The following is a 20,945-nucleotide window of genomic DNA, read 5'->3' as shown; positions in this document are numbered from 1 at the left end:
ACACATGCCCTCCGTGGCGACCGAGACCCGGCGTTCAGCCATCGTCGACCTCGCCCACGAGGGCCTCGCCAACGTCGAGACCCTCGCGTCCCGCTTCGACGTGTCTCCCTCGACCATCCGGCGCGACCTCGCGATCCTCACCACCGAGGGCCGCATCGCCCGCACGTACGGCGGCGCGATCCCCATCGGGGCGCACAGCGAGTCGACGCTGCGGCAACGCATGGACGAGGCGCACTCTGCGAAGGTCGCGATCGGGCAGTGGGCCGCGACGCAGGTCGCCACCGGCGACACCGTCCTGCTCGACGTCGGCTCCACCGTCGGAGCACTCGCGGCGGCGTTGACGGGAGCGCGAGGCCTGACGGTCATCACCGCCAGCCTCACCGTCGTCACCGAACTGAGCGACGCCGGCGGAGTCGTCGTCGAGTGCCTCGGTGGCCGGCTCCGACCGTTGAGCCAGGGCTTCCTCGGACCGCTCACCGAGGCGGCCCTGGAACGGGTCAGCGCCGACGCCGTGTTCCTGGGAACGGACGGGATCTCCGACGAGGGGGAGATCTGCGAGGCCGACCTGGGGCAGGTCCGCCTGAAGGAGCTCATGGTGCGCCGCGCCGAGCGGGTCTACGTCCTCGCCCACGGCGAGAAGATCGGTGCCCGCCCCTTCCACGCCTGGTTCCGGATCCCCCTGCCGTGGACGATCGTCACCGACACCACTGCGCCGACGGAGCGCGTCGCGGCGTTGCGAGCTCGCGGGGTCCAGGTCGTCGTCGTGGACGAGACGCAGGGATCCCGCTCGCCCACGGCCACCGAGTCGGTCGAGTGAGCTGCGGTGTGGTCGATGGCCTCCGGGTGAGGGTCGTGGCGCCTCTCCCCCGGGCGTTGTTCCGCAACGAGGAGCGGTAGAGGGTGACGATGCGTCCCCGTCGTCGGCCTGACCTGTTCGTCGAGAAGCTGCAGGCCTGGCGATCCTGGCTCGGCTACGCGTCGGTGGTTGTGGCGGTCGGGCTCTACGGCAGCGCCCCCGACGACCTGGGACAGCAGCTGTTCGAAGGGGCCGTGATCGGGTTCTTCGTCAAGGCAGTGGTCGCCGTCCCGATCGTCGCCGTCGCGATCGTGATCATCGCCATCGTGAGTCACCCCCTCAGCGGCTCGCCCGGATCGAGCCGGCCCTGCGGACGTTGGGTCTGCTCGGCGCCGCGATCGGACTGCCGTGGTTCGCGGTGACGATCGTCGAACGCTTGGACGGATCCGCGACCCGTCCGGACTTCCCGCTCCTGGGCCTGGCAGTGCTCGTGGTGTCGTCCTCGCGATACCGCTGCTGTTCGTCGGCGCGGCGTCCGCGCTCGTGCACGGCGTCCGGTACCTGTTCTGCGTCGGGGACGTGCATCCGCTGTTGTCATCGGTGCTGGCGTTCCTCATCGCGCTGTTCTCCGGGGCGGAGAACGTGTCAGGAGCCGTCGACCCCGGGCCAGGCGTGGAACTCGTCCTCGCCTGGCTGGCGGTCGGAGGATCGCTGGTCGTGCTCGGCCTGACGGTGTTCGAGCACCGTCGGTTGCGGCAGCACGGAAGCCGGTGGAGCGACGTACGTCGGGAGCTCAGGGACCTGCCTCGACGTGATCCTGTGCGCCGATGAGCGTGAGGGACCAGAACGGAGCGACCAGCCGGTCGGCGAAGGGGCATGACCGGTAGAAGTCCGGGCTGATCACCCTGCGGGCTCAGGTCAGTTGGTGGACTGCCGATGAAGAGTTCTGGGTACAGGGCTGCCGGGGAACCACCCGCAGTCGAACCGGCTCCGGTGGAGGCGATTTGCAGATGCCGTCAGGAGCCGCGTACTGTTCCTCATGTCGCCCCGACGGGGCGGAAAACCGGAGCTTCGCAGCTTGGGTGGTCCGCGTCTGACGGGTGGCGCCGGAAGCCTTGATCGCGGCTGGGTTGCAGTTTGGCCTGGTTGGTGGTTAAGGTGGGAAAGTTGCCCCTCTTCGGGTGGCCCTCTGTGTGGGGGTTGTTGTGGGTGGGTGCGTCCGGTTCTTGAGAACTCAACAGTGTGCCAAAAATGTTGATGCCATATATGTATCAACCCCCAATCGACTGTCACTGCGCTGCGTTTTCTGCGTGGGTGGGTGATGGTTTGGGGTTCCTTTGGGATTGATCTCCGCCTCTTTCACGCCAGTGGGGGGTGGGGTTTTCGAGTCCAAGGGTCAACTATGAAGTGCTAAAGATCTTGGCTGTGCTGCTGCTTTTGGTGGTGGTGTGGTCGTAGGTTTTTCGACGGAGAGTTTGATCCTGGCTCAGGACGAACGCTGGCGGCGTGCTTAACACATGCAAGTCGAACGGTGAAGCCCTTCGGGGTGGATCAGTGGCGAACGGGTGAGTAACACGTGAGCAACCTGCCCCTGGCTCTGGGACAACCACTGGAAACGGTGGCTAATACCGGATACGACCTGCCTCGGCATCGAGTGTGGGTGGAAAGTTTTTCGGCTGGGGATGGGCTCGCGGCCTATCAGCTTGTTGGTGGGGTAATGGCCTACCAAGGCGACGACGGGTAGCCGGCCTGAGAGGGCGACCGGCCACACTGGGACTGAGACACGGCCCAGACTCCTACGGGAGGCAGCAGTGGGGAATATTGCACAATGGGCGAAAGCCTGATGCAGCGACGCCGCGTGAGGGATGACGGCCTTCGGGTTGTAAACCTCTTTCAGCTCCGAAGAAGCGAAAGTGACGGTAGGAGCAGAAGAAGCACCGGCTAACTACGTGCCAGCAGCCGCGGTAATACGTAGGGTGCAAGCGTTGTCCGGAATTATTGGGCGTAAAGAGCTCGTAGGCGGTGTGTCGCGTCTGCTGTGAAAACTCAGGGCTCAACTCTGAGCTTGCAGTGGGTACGGGCACACTAGAGTGCTGTAGGGGAGACTGGAATTCCTGGTGTAGCGGTGAAATGCGCAGATATCAGGAGGAACACCGGTGGCGAAGGCGGGTCTCTGGGCAGTTACTGACGCTGAGGAGCGAAAGCATGGGGAGCGAACAGGATTAGATACCCTGGTAGTCCATGCCGTAAACGTTGGGCGCTAGGTGTGGGGTCCATTCCACGGATTCCGTGCCGCAGCTAACGCATTAAGCGCCCCGCCTGGGGAGTACGGCCGCAAGGCTAAAACTCAAAGGAATTGACGGGGGCCCGCACAAGCGGCGGAGCATGCGGATTAATTCGATGCAACGCGAAGAACCTTACCAAGGCTTGACATGCGCGGTGGAATCCCAGAGATGGGGTGTCATTTAGTTGGTCGCGTACAGGTGGTGCATGGTTGTCGTCAGCTCGTGTCGTGAGATGTTGGGTTAAGTCCCGCAACGAGCGCAACCCTCGTTCCATGTTGCCAGCACGTTATGGTGGGGACTCATGGGAGACTGCCGGGGTCAACTCGGAGGAAGGTGGGGATGACGTCAAATCATCATGCCCCTTATGTCTTGGGCTTCACGCATGCTACAATGGCCAGTACAGAGGGCTGCGATACCGTGAGGTGGAGCGAATCCCAAAAAGCTGGTCTCAGTTCGGATCGGGGTCTGCAACTCGACCCCGTGAAGTCGGAGTCGCTAGTAATCGCAGATCAGCAACGCTGCGGTGAATACGTTCCCGGGCCTTGTACACACCGCCCGTCACGTCATGAAAGTCGGTAACACCCGAAGCCGGTGGCCCAACCCGTAAGGGGGGGAGCTGTCGAAGGTGGGACTGGCGATTGGGACGAAGTCGTAACAAGGTAGCCGTACCGGAAGGTGCGGCTGGATCACCTCCTTTCTAAGGAGCATCAACCCCGTCACTGAGTTGAATCTCAGGTCTCAGGCCTCCTTCGTGGGGTATGAGGTGTGGTGGGGATGGGCCAGTTTCGTCGGCGTATGTTCGGCGGCTGGTGCTCAAGGGTGGAACATCAACACGGCATCTCTTCGACGTCTCGCGTCGCTAGTACCCCGGGTTTCGATCTGGGTGGAACGTGGGGTGGGGGTCGGGGGGTGTCTGGCGCACTGTTGGGTCCTGAGGGACCGGCCGGCTGGCGTGCTTTCGGGCATGGCTGGTGGTTGGTGTCTTGGTCTGGGCCTGCCCTGATCGTTCACATCGGCTCGAGAGTTTTCTCGGGTGTCTGGTGTCGGTCTCTACGGGGTGGGTGCGGGTTGTCTGTTGAGAACTGCACAGTGGACGCGAGCATCAAGTAGCGCTCCTTTGAGGGGCGTGAAAGTAGTGATGTTCGTCGAGTGATAATCCTCTGATGAGCGGGCTGTCATCTCACTTCGGTGGGTGGTGGTCCGTACTGTCTTTGTGGTTTGGGTTTTTATTGCAGTTTCGCCTTGACCTGCATGTCTGCTCTGCTGCTGTTGTCCTGCTTTCGGGTGGGTTGGTGGTGGTGGGTGGTGTGTGGTGGTCAAGTGTGTAAGGGCGCATGGTGGATGCCTTGGCATCAGGAGCCGATGAAGGACGTGGGAGCCTGCGATAAGCCTCGGGGAGTTGGCAACCGAATGTTGATCCGAGGGTGTCCGAATGGGGAAACCCGGCCGTCGTCATGGGCGGTCACCCGCACCTGAATGTATAGGGTGTGTGGAGGGAACGTGGGGAAGTGAAACATCTCAGTACCCACAGGAAGAGAAAACAAATAGTGATTCCGTGAGTAGTGGCGAGCGAAAGCGGATGAGGCTAAACCAGTTCCGTGTGATACCTGGTAGGGGTTGCGGGGTTGGGGTTGTGGGAGTGTTCTGGACTGGGCTACCACCTGGTCGGGGAGTGAGAAAGTCGTGGTGTAGCCGAAGGGCCTGGGATGGTCCGGCGTAGTGGGTGAGACCCCCGTAGGCGAAACATTGCGGCCTCCTTGGGAGCATGTCCCGAGTAGCACGGGGCTCGTGGAATCTCGTGTGAATCTGCCAGGACCACCTGGTAAGCCTAAATACTTCCTGATGACCGATAGCGGACAAGTACCGTGAGGGAATGGTGAAAAGCACCCCGGGAGGGGAGTGAAATAGTACCTGAAACCGTGTGCCTACAATCCGTCGGAGCAGGCTTGTACCTGTGACGGCGTGCCTTTTGAAGAATGAGCCTGCGAGTTAGTGGTGCGTGGCAAGGTTAACCCGTGTGGGGTAGCCGTAGCGAAAGCGAGTCCGAATAGGGCGTCCTATAGTCGCGTGCTCTAGACCCGAAGCGGAGTGATCTACCCATGGCCAGGTTGAAGCGCGGGTAAGACCGCGTGGAGGACCGAACCCACCAGGGTTGAAAACCTGGGGGATGAGCTGTGGGTAGGGGTGAAAGGCCAATCAAACTCCGTGATAGCTGGTTCTCCCCGAAATGCATTTAGGTGCAGCGTCACGTGTTTCTTGCCGGAGGTAGAGCTACTGGATGGCTAATGGGCCCCACCGGGTTACTGACGTCAGCCAAACTCCGAATGCCGGTAAGTGAGAGCGTGGCAGTGAGACTGCGGGGGATAAGCTTCGTAGTCGAGAGGGAAACAGCCCAGATCATCAGCTAAGGCCCCTAAGCGTGTGCTAAGTGGGAAAGGATGTGGAGTTGCGCAGACAACCAGGAGGTTGGCTTAGAAGCAGCCACCCTTGAAAGAGTGCGTAATAGCTCACTGGTCAAGTGATTCCGCGCCGACAATGTAGCGGGGCTCAAGTACACCGCCGAAGCTGTGGCATTCACATATTAATCTCTCTTCAGCAGTGATCTTTGTCTGTGGCCTTCGGGTTGTGGGTGGGGGTTGGGTGTTGGTGGGCAGGTGTGTGGATGGGTAGGGGAGCGTCGTGTGTGGGGTGAAGCAGCCTGGTGATGGGTTGTGGACTGCACGCGAGTGAGAATGCAGGCATGAGTAGCGAATGACGGGTGAGAAACCCGTCCGCCGATTGACCAAGGGTTCCAGGGCTAGGTTCATCCGCCCTGGGTAAGTCGGGACCTAAGGCGAGGCCGACAGGCGTAGTCGATGGACAACGGGTTGATATTCCCGTACCGGCGTAGAACCGTCCATGGTGAGGCCGGGGATGCTAAGCACCCTAAGCCGCCGGCGCCTTCGGGTGGTGGTTGGTGGAGCGTGTGATCCGATCCGGTAGTAGTCAAGCGTATTAACAGGGGTGACGCAGGAGGGTAGCTTCCGCGTGGCGATGGTTGTCCACGTCCAAGGGTGTAGGGCGAGGTGTTGGTAAATCCGCACTTCTGACTTCAATGTCGTGTCTGAGACCTGATGGTGACCCTTTCGGGGGGAAGTAGGGTGATCCCATGCTGCCTAGAAAAGCCTCGGCGCGAGGTTCGAGCCGCCCGTACCCTAAACCGACTCAGGTGGTCAGGTAGAGAATACCGAGGCGTTCGAGTGAATCGTGGTTAAGGAACTCGGCAAAATGCCCCCGTAACTTCGGGAGAAGGGGGGCCTGAGACGTGAAGCTCCTTGCGGGCTAGCGTTTGAGGGCCGCAGAGACCAGGGGGAAGCGACTGTTTACTAAAAACACAGGTCCGTGCGAAGTCGCAAGACGATGTATACGGACTGACGCCTGCCCGGTGCTGGAACGTTAAGGGGACCGGTTACCCACGCAAGTGGGGACGCTGAGAACTTAAGCGCCAGTAAACGGCGGTGGTAACTATAACCATCCTAAGGTAGCGAAATTCCTTGTCGGGTAAGTTCCGACCTGCACGAATGGCGTAACGACTTCCCCGCTGTCTCAACCGCGAACTCGGCGAAATTGCACTACGAGTAAAGATGCTCGTTACGCGCAGCAGGACGGAAAGACCCCGGGACCTTCACTATAGTTTGGTATTGGTGTTCGGGACGGCTTGTGTAGGATAGGTGGGAGACTGTGAAGCGGTCACGCTAGTGATGGTGGAGTCATCGTTGAAATACCACTCTGGTCGTTCTGGATGTCTAACTTCGGTCCGTGATCCGGATCAGGGACAGTGCCTGATGGGTAGTTTAACTGGGGCGGTTGCCTCCTAAAGAGTAACGGAGGCGCCCAAAGGTTCCCTCAGCCTGGTTGGCAATCAGGTGTTGAGTGTAAGTGCACAAGGGAGCTTGACTGTGAGACCGACAGGTCGAGCAGGGACGAAAGTCGGGACTAGTGATCCGGCCGTGGAGTGTGGAATCGCGGTCGCTCAACGGATAAAAGGTACCCCGGGGATAACAGGCTGATCTTGCCCAAGAGTCCATATCGACGGCATGGTTTGGCACCTCGATGTCGGCTCGTCGCATCCTGGGGCTGGAGTAGGTCCCAAGGGTTGGGCTGTTCGCCCATTAAAGCGGTACGCGAGCTGGGTTTAGAACGTCGTGAGACAGTTCGGTCCCTATCCGCTGCGCGCGTTGGAAACTTGAGAAGGGCTGTCCCTAGTACGAGAGGACCGGGACGGACGAACCTCTGGTGTGCCAGTTGTTCCGCCAGGAGCATGGCTGGTTGGCTACGTTCGGAAGGGATAACCGCTGAAGGCATCTAAGCGGGAAGCCTGCTTCGAGATGAGGTTTCCGTGCCCTGTTGAAGGGGTGGGAGGCTCCCTGTAGATCACGGGGTTGATAGGCCGGGTGTGGAAGCAGCGACGAGAGAGCTGTGGAGCTGACCGGTACTAATAAGCCGATCACTTGTCTACCACGCACCAGCTGCCGCCGTGTCGACTCTTTGGGTTGATGGTGGTGGGTTTGGTGGGTCGGGGTGAGTGTGATAACAATCCAACTAACGATTTCACTGCTGTTGTGGTGTTCGCGTCCATTGTGTGGTTCTCGGGAGAGAACTCGAACACATGCTCCAGTCCTATTCGTGGGGGTGGGGGGTGTGGTTTGATCCTGGCCTTTGTGGTCCGGTGGTCATAGCGGTGGGGAAACGCCCGGTCTCATTCCGAACCCGGAAGCTAAGCCCACCTGCGCCGATGGTACTGCTCGGGAGACTGGGTGGGAGAGTAGGTCACCGCCGGCCACTCACTCTTGTAGTGGGTAAGCGTGTGGGGAGCAACCCTTCTAGGGGTTGCTCCCCACACGTGTTTCCGGGTGTAGTTGCGTCCTTCCCGCGATGTCGTGGGGGAGGGATCTTCAGACCGCGGGGGTCCACCCGACGTGATCGGCGGCAACACCAAGACCTGCTCTGCCTCGGCGCAGAGAACCGTCGCGATAGCCGCCGGCCCGGGCGAGCTCAGGTGACAGATCAGGTGACAGATCAGGCGTGCTGTGCCGTCCACGAGGCGTGCAGGCGCGAGTAGGGACCGCCGGCGTGGGCGAGCTCTGCCGCTGAGCCGACCTCGACGACACGACCGGCATCGACGACGATCACGGTGTCCGCGGCTTCCGCCGTCGACAACCGGTGGGCGATGGCGACGGACGTCCGACCGCTGAGAACGCCCTCGAGGGCCCGCTGCAACCGGACCTCTGTCGCGGGGTCCACCGACGACGTGGCCTCGTCCAGGACGAGCAGGTCGGGGTCGGCGAGGTGGGCGCGGGCGAGGGCCACCAGTTGGCGTTCGCCGGCCGAGAGTCGTTCTCCGCGTTGGCCTACAGGGGTATCGAGACCTTCGGGGAGGCCGTCGAGCCAGCCGCCGAGGCCCAGGTCGACGAACGCAGCACGTACGTCGTCCTCGGTGGAACCGGGGCGGCCGCGGCGTACGTTCTCGCCGACGGTCGCGTCGAAGAGGAAACCTTCCTGCGGGACGGCCACCACGCGGTGGTGCAATTCCCTCGACGGCAGGTCGCGGGCGTCGACGCCGTTCAGCAGCACCGTCCCGGACGTGGGGTCGACCAAGCGGGTGATGAGGCGGGACAGCGTCGTCTTGCCGGAACCGGTCTCGCCGACGATCGCGGTGCGCGAGCCGGCGAGGAAGTACAGGGACACCCCGGCGAGGACGACCTTGTCGGTCCCCGGGTAGGAGTAGGCGACGTCGTCCACGCGCACGTCGATCGGGCCGGTGGGCAGCGTCCGCGGTGTCGCGGGTTCGGGCACGGTGACGGGGGTGTCGATGAGGTCGACCACGCGACGCCAGCCGGCGAGCGCGTTCTGCAGTTCGTTGAGGACCTCCGTCGCCGCTTGGACGGGGCCCACCCACAGCTGGGCCAGGAACAGGAACGCCAGCATCTTGCCGAGGGTGATGTCCCCGGCGAGCCCGAGCAGGGTTCCGAGGACGATGACGAGGGCGCTGACGAGACCGGACACGAAGACACCGGCGGTGAACGTCACGGCTGTCGCGGTCTGGGCCTTCACCGCCTGCTGGCGGTGCGCCTCGATCGCGCCGTCGATGCGGCGCCACGAGCGGTCCGACGCCGCGTGGGCGCGGATCACGTCAGCGCCCACCACCGTCTCCGAGATGGCGGCGAGCAGTTCGCCCATTCGGGCCCGGACCGCCTGGTAGGCGCGGGACACCGGGCGCTGCAGTCGTTGCCGGGCCAGGACGAGCGGGACGAAGCAGCCGATGACCACCAGCGCCAACTGCCACGAGTAGAAGAACATCAGCGCCGTCGCGAGCAGCACCTGGCCGGCGGACAGCACGAGGACGAGCATGCCCGTCTGCAGGAACGTCGAGATGGTGTCGACATCACTGGTCACGCGACTCACCAGGGATCCGCGCCGTTCGCCGCTCTGGGTCAGGACGGCGAGGTCGTGGACGTGGCGGAAGGCCCGCACCCGCAGGCTCGCGAGCCCCGCCTCGGTGGCCTGGAACAACCGGACGTTGACGAGCCACGCGGTTCCCGAGGTCACCAGCAGCACGAGGGCCGCCAGCGCGCAGAGGAGGACGACGTGCCCGACGTCGGGCCCACCGCCGGCCTCGACGCCGGTGTCGATCGTCTGCTGCACCGCGATGGGGACGGTCAGCTTCCCCAGCGTGGTCGCCGCGGCGATCGCGAGGGTCACCCCGAGGCCCTCCGCGAACTCCGGCGTGAGTTCCTTCGCCCGGGCGATGACCCCGCGCTCGACGGTCGTTGCGGTGCTCACGCGACTTCTTCCTCCTCGGCAGCGGCACGCGCCGCGGCTGCTCGTGCGTAAGCCGTCACCAGTTCCCGGTAGCCCGCGTCGCGTGCTTCCACCTCGGCGGCGGGCCCGCGGTCGACGACCCGGCCGTGTTCCAGGTGCACCACCTCGTCGGCGAGGGCGATCGTCGCAGGGCGGTAGGCCACGACGACGACCGTCGTCCCGATCCCCGTCCGCTCCAACCCGTCGAGGACGGCTCGCTCGACGGTCGGGTCGAGCGCGCTGGTCGCGTCGTCGAGCACGAGGAGTCGGGGTCGCCGCACCAGGGCGCGCGCCAGGGCGAGTCGTTGGCGCTGACCGCCGGACAACGTCGAGCCTCGTTCACCGACGAGTTCGTCCAGGCCCAGTGGCAACGACTTCACGAATCCCTCGGCCTGCGCGAGCTCCAGGGCCTCCCACACCTCGTCGTCGGTGACGTCGAGGCCGAGGGCGACGTTGCCGCGGATGGTGTCGTCGAAGACGAAGGTCGACTGGGGGACGAGCGAGGCGGCGCCGGCGATCGCGCCTTCGGCGAGTTCGCGCACGTCGACCCCGTCGAGCAGCACGTGACCGGTCGTCGGGTCGACCAGCCGCACGAGGAGACCGGCCAGCGTCGACTTCCCCGCACCCGTGCCGCCGACGATGGCGACCGTCGTACCGGCGGTGACGTCGAGGGTCACGTCCGAGAGGACGGGCACGGGGGCCGGGTGGGGTTTCGCGGGTTCCTCGGCGAGCGGGTCCACGGCCGGGGCCGGGTGGCGGTAGGACAGGTCCGTCGTCGAGACGGTCAGCGGGCCACCCGCGTCGACGGGTCGGGCACCCCAGGGGGTCGTCTCGTCGGACTGGAGCACGTCCTGCACCCGGGCGTCGCCGGCGACCGTGCGGGGGAGGTCGGCCAGCAGCCAGCCGAAGGAGCGGACAGGGAAGGCGAGCAGGCCCAGCAGGTAGGCGATCTGGACCAGGTCGCCGACGGTGGTGGTCCCGGCCGCCACCCGCACCGTTCCCAGCACCAGGACCATCAGGGTCCCGAGCGAGGGGAGGGCTTCGATGATGGGGTCGAAAGCGCCGCGGGTCCGGCCGGCGGCGACGTTGGCGTCGCGCAGGCGTTCGGCGTCCCCGCGGAACCGGTCGACCTCGTCGTCGGCCAGGCCCAGGGTCTTCACGACGAGGGCGCCCTCGAAACTCTCGTGGGCGGTCGTCGACACCTCACCGCGCAGGTGCTGCACCCGGACGACGAGCGGGGACATCCGGCGCTGGTAGGCGATGTTCGCGATCACCAGCGCGGGAACCACGATGAGACCCACCGCCGCGAGGACGGGGTCGGCCGAGACCATCGCGATCCCCGCGAAGAGGATGAGGACGGCAGTCCCCAGGGCGAAGGGCAGCACGAGGGTCGCCTGCCACATGGCCTCGACGTCCGAACCCGCGGTCGCGAGCAGCCGTCCGGCGGGGTGGGCGTGGTGCCAGGCCAGCGGGAGATCGAGGTAGCGACGGGACAGGAGCCGTCGGTAGCGGGCCTGCAGGGCGTAGGTGAAGGCGCCACCGAAGATGCGGCGCAGCAGGACGCCGCCGACCAGCACCAGCGTGATCGCCATGAGCGTCGCGCCGGCCAGCCACACGTCACCGGCGCTGATCGAGGCGCTCCCGGTGAGGGCGGGGACGACGATCCGGTTCGTGACGCGCCCGATCATCCATCCCGAGGCCGCGTTGCCGATGCCGTAGATGAGCGAGCCGACGATGGCGATCCGGAAGGGGCGCGGCTCCTCGCGGACGCCCCGGGCCAGTGTCTTCACGCCGATGATGAAGGTGCCGCTCACTGGTAAACCCTTTCACAGGAGGGTCTGCCCCGCGTCTCAGCCGACGGCTCGATGTTTCTCCGAAACACCGGGCGGAGACCCTTGACCGTAGATCGTGCACGATCTACGGTTTACGACATCAGCTCACCGCAGAGCTGAGGTCGAGGAGGTGATCCACGTGCCGCACCACCCGTTCTCCACCACCCCCCTCAGGAGGGCTGTCTACGATGACGTTCGTGGATCAGCCGACGACGCGACGGTCTCTGGCGCCGAGCCGGCAGATGCTCGCCGACCACGTCTACGACGCGGTCCTCGACCTGCTCATCGACGGCGAACTGCAGGCGGGCGCCACCCTCGGGATCGACGGTCTCGCCCGGCAGTTCGAGGTCTCGCAGACACCCGTCCGCGAGGCGCTCGCCCGCCTGGAGTCCACGGGACTGGTCCGCCGGACCGCCCTCAAGGGCTACCGGGTCGCCCCCGTGGCAACGCCCGAAGAGCTCGTCCGGCTCATGCAGGCCCGGCTCGTCCTGGAGCCGGCGCTCGCCGAGCTCGCCGCGCACCACCTCACCCCCGAACTCCTGGCCGAACTCGAGCTCGCCGTGCACGACCTCGCGGCGGCACCCCTCGGGCCGTCGTTCCACGAGTTCCGGCAGTACTGGGAAGCCGACGAACGGTTCCACCGGATCATCGCCCGGGCCACCGGGAACGAGTTCCTGATGTCGGCGTACACCGCCCTCGGCGGCCAGATCCAACGGTTCCGCCTCTTCGGGGGCGGCGGGGTCACCGACTCCGACCACTGCGTCGCCGAGCACACCCGTGTCCTCGCCGGACTCCGTTCCGGTGACCCGGCCGTCGCCCGTGCGGCGATGGCCGCACACATCACCGAGGCCCGGGACCGCGCGCTCGGGGCGTACGACGCCCCCGACGCCGCCCACGCCTGACCCACTGCTCCACCCCCTCCACCACTCCCGTTCGCGACGTCGCGATCACCCACGCCCGGAAGGCGCCCCATGAGCACCAGCACTGCTCACAACCCCGGCCTGTCCACCGACACCAACCACTTCCCGCGCTCCGCACCCAGCGACCCCACCGCGCCGCACGTCGGATCCGCGACCGTCGTCGTCGACGCGTCCCGCGAGACCGGACCACTGGCCCGCATCTGGGAGAGCATCGGCTACGACGAGATCAACTGGACCTACACCCCCACCGGCCGTCGGCTGCTGAAGACCTTCGGGGAACTCTCGCCCCGGCCGTTCCTGGTGCGCCCGCACTACGTGTTCTGCTCGGGCACCGGCTTCGGGATCCCGCACTGGGGCAACGGGAACGTCTACCACGAGGACGAGCACGGGAACCCGGTCTACGACTTCACCATCGTCGACCAGACCTACGACTCCATCGTCGAGGCCGGTCACCACGTCCTGGTGGAACTCGCGTTCACCCCGCGCGACCTGCTGCCGCCGGAGGCCGACGAGCTGAAGGTCGTCTCGAGCCCCACCGTCTACAGCAACTACGAGGCCGGGGCCTGGGCCTACCCGCCCAAGGACTTCGAGAAGTGGCGGGGTCTGGTCGCCGAGCACGCCCGGCACTGCCTGGAGCGCTACGGGGCCGACGAGGTCCGCGAGTGGCTCTGGGAACTGTGGAACGAACCGGACATCTTCTACTGGAAGGGAACACCGGAACAGTTCTGCGAGCTCTACACCGTGACTGCCGAAGCCGTCCGCAGCGTCCTGCCGGACGCCAAGGTCGGCGGGCCGGCCGTCACCGGCGGTGGCGTGGAGTTCCTGCGCACGTTCCTGCAGCACACCTCGGAGCACGACACCCCCCTCGACTTCGTCTCCTTCCACACCAAGGGGTCGGCGTTCACGCCCTGGCGGGTCTACGGCCCGACGGGTGCCCCCGCACCGGAGCAGCAGAGCCCCTCGGCGCACAAGATGCTCTACGAGATCCGCCGCATGCAGCAGGTCATCGCCGAGTTCCCGCAGTACCGGTCGCTCCCCGCCATCGTCGACGAGTGCGACGCGGGGGTCCCCGCGCACTTCAGCGTCTACGACAACGCGAACTTCCAGTTCCAGAACACCGAGTACTACCCGGTGTTCCAGGTCAAGCTGTTCAAGAAGATCCTCGACCTCAACGAGTCCGAGGAGGTGAAGGTCGAGCAGGCCACGTCCTGGAGCTTCTACTTCGAGGGCGAGCGGTTCTTCGAGGGCACCCGGAGCTTCCTCACCGCGGGAGGCATCGAGAAACCCTTCCTCAACGCCTACCGCATGATGGCCCGCCTCGGCGGCCGGCGGTTGGCGGCGACCTCGGACGCCATGAGCCCGGCCGAGGACCTCGACTCCGGTGACGGCCGCAGCATGCGCGAGGAGGTCGACGTGCTGGCCTCCAGCGACGCCGCGGGCCGGGTGACCGTCCTCGTGTGGCGGCACACCGACGACCAGTACCGCAGCGACGACGGACCGGTGCCCGTGGACCTGCGGGTCGAGGGCCTGTCCGGTCGGGACTACTCGCTGAGCCACCACCGCATCGATGCCGTCCACAGCAACTCCCACACCGCGTGGACGGGGTTGGGGAGCCCGCAGAACCCGAGCGAGCAGGAGATCGCCGCGATCAGGGCGAAGCAGGGTCTCGAGGAACTCGAACCCACCCGGTCGGTCACCGTCGAGAGCGGTACGTTCTCGACGACCGTCGCGCTCCCGCTGCCCTCGGTCTCGATGTTCGTGCTGGAGCCGAGGTGAGCACCCCGTCGCTGGCGGCGGTGCGACTCGCCGACGACGTCGTGATGCCGCAGCTGGGACTCGGGGTGTTCCAGGTCCCTGCGGCGGAGGCGCAGCGGGTCGTCGAGGATGCCCTCGCCCTCGGGTACCGGCACGTCGACACCGCCGCGGCCTACGCGAACGAGGCGGGAGTGGGGGCCGCCCTGCGGTCCTCCGGGGTCGCCCGCGACCAGGTGTTCCTCACCTCCAAGCTGCGCAACGGCGACCAGGGGTTCGAGCAGACCCTGCGCGCCTACGACGACTCCTGCGAGCGGCTCGGGGTCGAGTTCCTCGACCTCTACCTCGTCCACTGGCCGAACCCCGCGGCAGGTCGCTACCGGGACAGCTGGGCCGCGCTGCAGCGCCTCCACGCCGAGGGCAGGGTGCGGGCGGTGGGGGTGTCGAACTTCCTCGTCGAGCACCTCGACGCCCTCGACGGGCCACCGCCCGCCGTGAACCAGATCGAACTGCACCCGACCTTCCAGCAGCGGGACCTCGTCCGCACCTGCACGGAACGGGGGATCGTCGTGGAGGCGTACTCCCCGCTCGGGCAGGGAGCCGACCTGGACGACCCCGCGGTGCAGGACGTGGCCCGGGCGCACGGCGCGAGCCCCGCGCAGGTGGTGCTGGCCTGGCACCTGCACCGGGGGCACGTCGTCATCCCGAAGTCCTCGCGCCGGGACCGCATGCAGGAGAACCTCGACGCGGCCCGGCTCGAACTCACCGACGCGCAGGTCGCGTCGATCACGGCCCTGGAACGCGGGCACCGCATCGGTGGCGACCCGACCACCTTCTCGCTCAGCCAGATCCGGTAGGAGGTCCTTCGATGGCGAGGACGATCACCCCGGTGGACACGCCCGTCACGACCCCGGCGCCCCGTCCGGGACGCCCGCGCAGACGCGGCGTCGACACCCGACGACAGACGATCTGGGTGTGGGCGTTCCTCACGCCGACGATCGTCCTGTACGGGCTCTACACGCTGTACCCGATCGTCGCCAGCTACTGGTACTCGCTGGTGGAGTGGAACGGGTTCAGCTCCGACCAGAGGTTCGTCGGCGTCCAGAACTACCGCGCCGTGCTGGCCGACCCCGCCTTCTGGTCCTCGGTCAAGATCACCCTGGTGTTCATGCTGCTGGTGGCCCCGGCCCGGATCCTGCTGAGCCTGCTGCTGGCCATGGTCCTCAACTCACCGAAGCTGCCGCTGCGCAACCTGTTCCGGACCGTGTACTTCCTGCCCGTCGTCACCACGACGGCCATCGTCGGGGTCGTCATGCAGTTCGTGTTCGACCCGGCCAGCGGGCCGTTCACCGCGTTCCTCAAGGCCATGGGGGCCGAGAGCGGGATCGACTTCCTGGGTGACTCCGGGACCGCGCTGGTCACGGCGGCCGCGGTGTACGTGTGGAAGTTCTTCGGGATCACGATGGTCTACTGGCTCGCCGCGCTGCAGACCGTCCCGACCGAGCTGTACGAGGCGGCGCGCATCGACGGCGCCGGCGCGGTGAAGCTGTTCCGATACATCACCCTGCCGCTGCTCACCCCGTTCCTGCTCATCATCACGGTGCTGACCGTCGAGGACACGTTCCACGCCTTCGACCTCATGCAGACGATGACCGGCGGGGGACCGTTCTTCTCCACCGAGATCATCGAGATCTACATCTACCGCTGGGCCTTCAGCGCCTCGATCCCGCAACTGGGGTTCGCGTCGGCCGCAGCCGTCCTCTTCGGGTTGTTCGTCATGGCCGTCGGTGCGTTGCAGGCCTGGGCCCTCGTCGTCTCCCGTCGGGCCCGGAAGGAGTTGTCGTGAGCACCCTGACCCCGCCCCTCTCGCGAGGACGGCGCATCGCCCAGCGGGCTCCGTGGTGGGGGGTCGTCCTGCTGCTGACCGTCCTCGCCGTGGTCTGGATCTACCCGTTCGTGTGGATGGTGTCGGCCTCGCTGAAGAGCTCGCTCGAGGTCTTCACCGCCGGTCTGAAGATCGTCCCGCAGGACTTCGCCTGGGAGAACTACGCCCGGGCCTGGAGCGACGCGCACTTCGGGCGGTACATGCTGAACACGGTCATCCTGACCGTGTCGACCGTCGTCATCGTCGTGGTGCGCTGCGCGTTGGCGGGCTACGTCCTGGGTCGCTACCGGTTCCGCGGGCAGAAGGTCATCATCGGCATCCTGGTGGCGACCCTGTTCGTGCCGACCGGGTACACGATCATCCCCATCGTCAAGCTGTCGATGGAACTGGGTCTGCTGAACTCCCTCACGGGGATGGTCCTGGCCCTGTCCGGGGCGGCGAACGTGTCCGCCATCCTCATCTACGCCGGGTACTTCCGGCAGCTGCCGAAGGAGCTCGAGGAGGCCGCCACCGTCGACGGGGCGGGCTTCCTGCGGACCTTCTTCCAGGTCATGCTGCCGTTGTCGATGCCCGTGACGGCGACCGTCGCCCTGCTGACCTTCCTGGCCACCTGGAACGCGTTCTTCCTGCCCCTCGTGTTCTCGTTCAGCGATCCGGACCTGCGGACCCTGTCGGTCGGCATGCAGGCCTTCGTCGGGGAGAACGCCACCGACTGGTCCGGGATGGCGGCGGCCGGCGTCATCTCCATCGTGCCCATCGTGGCGCTGTTCCTCTTCCTCCAGCGGTACTTCGTCGAAGGCATCGCCGGCGCAGTCAAGTCCTGAAGACCCTCCCGCACGACCACTCTCGATGAGGAGAACCGTCATGCCCCAGATCTCCCGCCGCTCGCTGCTCGCCGGCGGCGGCGCACTCACCGGAACCGCGCTCCTCGCCGCCTGCGGTGGCGGCAGCAGTGGCGGCAGCGGGGGTCCAGGTGCCCCCGTCACCCTGCAGTGGTGGGACCACTTCAGCGCCCTGCAGAAGTTCCACAAGGGGTGGGCGGCCACGGAGTCCAAGGCCCTCAACGCCTCGATCGAGTACACCTACAACGACGTCAGCAAGTCCACCGAGGCGCTGCAGCTCGCGAACCAGTCCAAGCAGCTGCCCGACATCTACAGCAACGTCGTGGGCCTGCCGTTGCCGGCGCTCGTCGCCGAGGGGTGGTTGCACGAGATCACGCTGTCGGACGAGGCCAAGGCGTCGCTGCCCGAGGGGGCCTACACCGAGGGCATCACGACGATCGACGGCAAGCTCTACGGTCTCCCGCTGTTCAGCTACCAGCAGTACGCCGCGGCGCAGTGGTTCAACGTCGACATCATCTCCGGCGCCGGACTCGACCCGGACGACCCGCCCACCTCCTACGACGACTTCCGCAAGAACCTTCAGGCCATCAAGGCCAAGGGGGGCGACGCGGCCCCCATGGTCCTGGCTCTCGGTGGGGTCGCGCGCATGCGGGAGCAGATCGACGACCTCGCCCAGGCTGGTGGTTTCCCCGGGTTCCAGGGGATGACCTACACGACCGGGGAGTTCAGGTACGACGACGACAGCTACGTCGACGCGATCGAGTTCTGGAAGGAGCTCAACGACTCCGGCCTCATCCTGGCCGGCAGCGGCAGCCTCACGGTGGCCGACGCCCGCACCCGCTGGGCCTCGGGCATCGCCGGGTACTTCCCGGACGGGCCGTGGTGCGCGGGCGGTGCGAAGAACGTCGTCCCCGAGTTCGTGGACAAGATGGGGGTCGGTCCGATGCTCACCCCCAGCGGGGGACCGGTGACGACCTACCGCGGCACGCCGGCCGCGCAGTTCTTCGTGGCCGGCAACACCAAGAACCCCGAGCAGGCGATCGCCGTCATCGAGTCGATGACCACCACGGAGTACCAGAAGGGACTGGCCAGCGGGATGGACCAGCCCCCGACGGACCTGAGCGTCGTCGAGTCGGCCGACGTCATCGCCCCGTACAAGGAACTCGCGACGTGGTTCGCCGCGTCGGTGAAGCGGGCCCCGGAACCCATCGTCCGCAACCCGGCGGTCAGCGCCGTCCAGTCCGCGCAGAAGCCGATCAGCCCGCACCTCGGCGACATCGTCCAGGGCTACCTGGGCGGGGACGTCAAGGACCTCAAGGGTGCGTTGCGCGGCCTGAACGACGCGTTCAACACCGACCTCGACGCCGCCATCGCCACCGCCACGGCGGGCGGGGCGCAGGTGTCGCGGGCCGACTACGCGTTCTCCGACTGGGTACCCGGTCAGGACTGGGTCCGCCCGGCCTGAGCGGCCTGTGGACAACTCTCGGGGTCGGTCCCGGTGTTCGCCTAGCGTGGGTCTCCGTCGAACGGAGGAGCACCGTGAGCAGACACCCGGGGCCGACCCCGAGCCCGTCCGGGGACCACGCGGTCCGCCGGGTGGAGCGGGCGTTCGCGGAGTGGCTGACGACGCACGAGCCGTCACAGCACGTCGGGGTCGGGGACCTCGCGCTGCGTCTGCAGGTGCTGCGCACCTCCCGCCGCGACCTGGCGCGCCGACGGGGCGACCGGCATCCGGACCGGGTGCTGACGACGCTCGTCCCGGACGACGTCGAACTGCTCGTCGCGCAGTCCCGTCGTGCGGCCGAGTGGTGGGGGCTGGAGTCGGTGGCCGAGGTGCGGGCGACGTGCCGGTCGTGGCTGGACTACCTGCGGTTCCTCGTCGAGTCCGGGCGGTGGGAGGGAGATCGGGGGACGGCGGCGGCGGTCCGCGACGCACTGCTGCGCCGGCTGCGCACGGAACGGGGTGAGCTGCTCGCGAGCGGAGGCCACACGGTGCGGACCTCGTTCCCGGTGGAACTGGCGCAGCTGCAGCGGACCCGGCTGGTCCGGGAGGCCGAGGACGTCCTGCGGGGACGCACACCGGGCACACCCCGGCTGCGGGCCCAGCTCGAGGACCTGGGCTTCGGCCAGGAGGACGGTCGGCGCGGTCCGCGGTGGCCGTCCTGGGACTCCCCGCAGGAGGCGGACGCCGCCTGCGCGCGGCGGCGACTCGTCGTGGCCGAGGTGGTGCGCGTGGTGCGGACCCTGCACCACGGCGACGACGACGACCACGCGCGGACGCTCGCCCTGGCGACGTCGGAGAGCCCGGCCGACGTCGCCGAGGGCGGCCGACGGCTGGAGGCCGCCGTGTCGGCGGGAGCCCTGGCCGGGCTCGTGCGGGCCGGCGTCGTGCCCGTCGCCCGGCCGTGGCGCATCGCCCGCGGGCTGCAGCACTCCGTGCACGTCGCGCTGTCCCGGCTCGTGGACGAGGGAGTGCTCGACGGGGAGCTGCGGCGGCCCGTGCTGGCGGTGGCGGGGTGACCTCGGTGGTGGTCCGCACCCGCGCGGGATGACACCCTGGTGCGGTGGCAGCTGCAGACCGGCCCCCCGTCAGTGAGTCCTACGAGCTCGGCCAGCGCGCGCTGGGCGACCTGCGCGGTGACTTCGTCGCGTGGCTCGAGGAGAACGTCGAGGTCGACGAGGAGGTGGGCGCCGCGGCCGTCGCCGAGGCGCTGACCGTCGGGGCGGGTGGTCTGCTGACCGTCCGGTCCGGAGCCGTGGTCTCCCGGCTCACCCCCGTCGACGTCGAGGCCCTCACCGCCCAGGTGATCCCCGCGATGGTCTCCGACAGCGGCACCCCGGAACCCGCGGAGATGCAGGAGGACCTGGAGGCCATCTGGTACCAGTTCCTCGCCTTCCTCGGCGAGACCGGGCGCTGGACCGGGTCCCAGGGCGACCTGGAGACCAGCCTGACCCTGCTGGCCGGTGAACCGCCGGAGCTGGCGGAGGTGTTCGCGGCGGCGGCGGACGGCGTCGACGAGGGCGAGGAGGACGCGACGGTCCTGGCCTCCTTCCCGGTCCGCGCGGCGCAGGCCGTCCTGGCCCACGTCGGTGAGGGTCTCGTCGTGCCCGACGACGCGGAACTCGCGCCGGACTCCGTCACGGCGGTCCTGGCCCTCTTCGAGAACCCCATCCCGATCACCGCCGACCAGGACGGTGCACCGCAGGACCTCGAGGACGTCCCGTGGTTGCGCCAGGTCGTCCTCACGATGATCGACCTCGACCTGCTCGACGGCGACGACGAGACGCTGCTCGTCCCCGGGGCGGAGGCGCAGGGGTGGCTCGACCCGACGCCGGAACCGCGCGAACTCCGCCGCCTGCTGGTGGGCCGGTTCGTCCTGGACGACCCCGGAACCCTCGACGGTGGGTTCTCGATCACCGAGGCCGTGATGCCGACGGTGCTCGCCTCGGCCGTGGCCGGGAACCCCTTCGACGACGCGGCCCTCGACGAGCTCGTCGTCAACGCCGACGTGCTGGGGCCCGCCGCGGGGGTCGCGGTGGAGGAACTGCGGGAACGCCTCTCCGACCTCGCCGTGTTCGGCGTCCTCAGCGAGTCCGCCCCCTGGACCGTCGCCCGCGGGTACTGGCCGGCCCTCGCGGCCGCCGCCGAGGAGGACGGCGACGAGGACCCGCTCGGCGACCTGTTCGGCGACGGGGAACCGCACTGGCTCGAGAACGTCATGGGTCAGCTCGGGGTCGGCGACGACCAGGTGCAACAGATCCGGAACATCCTCGGCGGACGGTAGTCGCCGGG

The 20,945-nt window shown here is 66.9% G+C and carries 13 protein-coding genes and 3 rRNA genes; 14 read left to right on the top strand and 2 right to left on the bottom strand.

Going from position 1 to position 20,945, the window contains the following annotated elements; genetic code table 11:
• Positions 1-4: 4 nt before the first annotated feature.
• The 6 genes from OG218_RS12440 to rrf all read left to right on the top strand — a co-directional run bounded on the left by OG218_RS12440 (position 5) and on the right by rrf (position 7,902).
• Entirely contained in the window at positions 5-817 is an 813-nt protein-coding gene (locus OG218_RS12440) for a DeoR/GlpR family DNA-binding transcription regulator (protein WP_328293539.1), read from the top strand.
• A gap of 83 nt (positions 818-900) precedes the next feature.
• Positions 901-1,218 carry a hypothetical protein gene (locus OG218_RS12435; protein WP_328293538.1) on the top strand — a complete coding sequence of 106 codons (318 nt, stop codon included), beginning with the start codon at positions 901-903 and terminating at the stop codon, positions 1,216-1,218.
• A gap of 157 nt (positions 1,219-1,375) precedes the next feature.
• Entirely contained in the window at positions 1,376-1,627 is a 252-nt protein-coding gene (locus OG218_RS12430; protein ID WP_328293537.1) for a hypothetical protein, read from the top strand.
• 632 nt (positions 1,628-2,259) lie between these two features.
• Positions 2,260-3,778, top strand: a 16S ribosomal RNA gene (locus OG218_RS12425).
• Between the two features lie 617 nt (positions 3,779-4,395).
• Positions 4,396-7,579 (top strand): 23S ribosomal RNA (locus OG218_RS12420).
• A 206-nt stretch (positions 7,580-7,785) separates the two neighbouring features.
• A 5S ribosomal RNA gene (gene rrf, locus OG218_RS12415) occupies positions 7,786-7,902 on the top strand.
• The 16S, 23S and 5S rRNA genes sit together here, the layout of an rRNA operon.
• A 237-nt stretch (positions 7,903-8,139) precedes the next feature.
• On the opposite strand, the gene OG218_RS12410 is transcribed toward rrf, so the two are convergent.
• Complete coding sequence (locus tag OG218_RS12410) at positions 8,140-9,903, bottom strand: ABC transporter ATP-binding protein (protein ID WP_328293536.1); 1,764 nt, start codon at positions 9,901-9,903, stop codon at positions 8,140-8,142.
• Positions 9,900-11,735: an ABC transporter ATP-binding protein gene (locus OG218_RS12405; RefSeq protein WP_328293535.1), complete on the bottom strand. Its 1,836-nt coding sequence runs from the start codon at positions 11,733-11,735 to the stop codon at positions 9,900-9,902. Before OG218_RS12405 ends, OG218_RS12410 begins: the two co-directional genes overlap by 4 nt.
• Positions 11,736-11,941: 206 nt before the next feature.
• Between OG218_RS12405 and OG218_RS12400 the strand changes: the two genes are divergently transcribed.
• From OG218_RS12400 to OG218_RS12365, 8 genes are all read left to right on the top strand, one after another.
• Complete coding sequence (locus tag OG218_RS12400) at positions 11,942-12,655, top strand: GntR family transcriptional regulator (RefSeq protein WP_442906387.1); 714 nt, start codon at positions 11,942-11,944, stop codon at positions 12,653-12,655.
• Positions 12,656-12,724: 69 nt separating this feature from the next.
• Complete coding sequence (locus tag OG218_RS12395; RefSeq protein WP_328293533.1) at positions 12,725-14,449, top strand: GH39 family glycosyl hydrolase; 1,725 nt, start codon at positions 12,725-12,727, stop codon at positions 14,447-14,449.
• Positions 14,446-15,282, top strand: a complete 837-nt coding sequence (locus OG218_RS12390; RefSeq protein ID WP_328293532.1) for an aldo/keto reductase — start codon at positions 14,446-14,448, stop codon at positions 15,280-15,282. Before OG218_RS12395 ends, OG218_RS12390 begins: the two co-directional genes overlap by 4 nt.
• A 32-nt stretch (positions 15,283-15,314) precedes the next feature.
• The gene (locus OG218_RS12385) at positions 15,315-16,271 is read left to right on the top strand and encodes a carbohydrate ABC transporter permease (protein ID WP_328293531.1); all 957 of its coding nucleotides are present in this window, start codon (positions 15,315-15,317) and stop codon (positions 16,269-16,271) included.
• A complete protein-coding gene (locus tag OG218_RS12380; RefSeq protein WP_328293530.1) occupies positions 16,268-17,134 on the top strand; it encodes a carbohydrate ABC transporter permease in 867 nt (288 codons plus the stop codon). The genes OG218_RS12385 and OG218_RS12380 overlap by 4 nt, the downstream gene beginning before the upstream one ends.
• A gap of 40 nt (positions 17,135-17,174) precedes the next feature.
• Positions 17,175-18,617 (top strand): ABC transporter substrate-binding protein, encoded by a 1,443-nt coding sequence (locus OG218_RS12375; protein WP_328293529.1) that lies wholly within the window; start codon positions 17,175-17,177, stop codon positions 18,615-18,617.
• Between the two features lie 74 nt (positions 18,618-18,691).
• The gene (locus OG218_RS12370) at positions 18,692-19,672 is read left to right on the top strand and encodes a hypothetical protein (protein ID WP_328293528.1); all 981 of its coding nucleotides are present in this window, start codon (positions 18,692-18,694) and stop codon (positions 19,670-19,672) included.
• A gap of 44 nt (positions 19,673-19,716) precedes the next feature.
• Positions 19,717-20,937, top strand: coding sequence for a hypothetical protein (locus OG218_RS12365; RefSeq protein ID WP_328293527.1), 1,221 nt, complete (start codon positions 19,717-19,719; stop codon positions 20,935-20,937).
• Positions 20,938-20,945: the final 8 nt, after the last annotated feature.

It is taken from the genome of Kineococcus sp. NBC_00420 (assembly GCF_036021035.1).
In the GTDB taxonomy this organism is placed as follows: Bacteria; Actinomycetota; Actinomycetes; order Actinomycetales; family Kineococcaceae; genus Kineococcus.
Note: the sequence above shows the minus strand (reverse complement) of the source record. Positions and strands in the feature narration are given on the sequence as shown.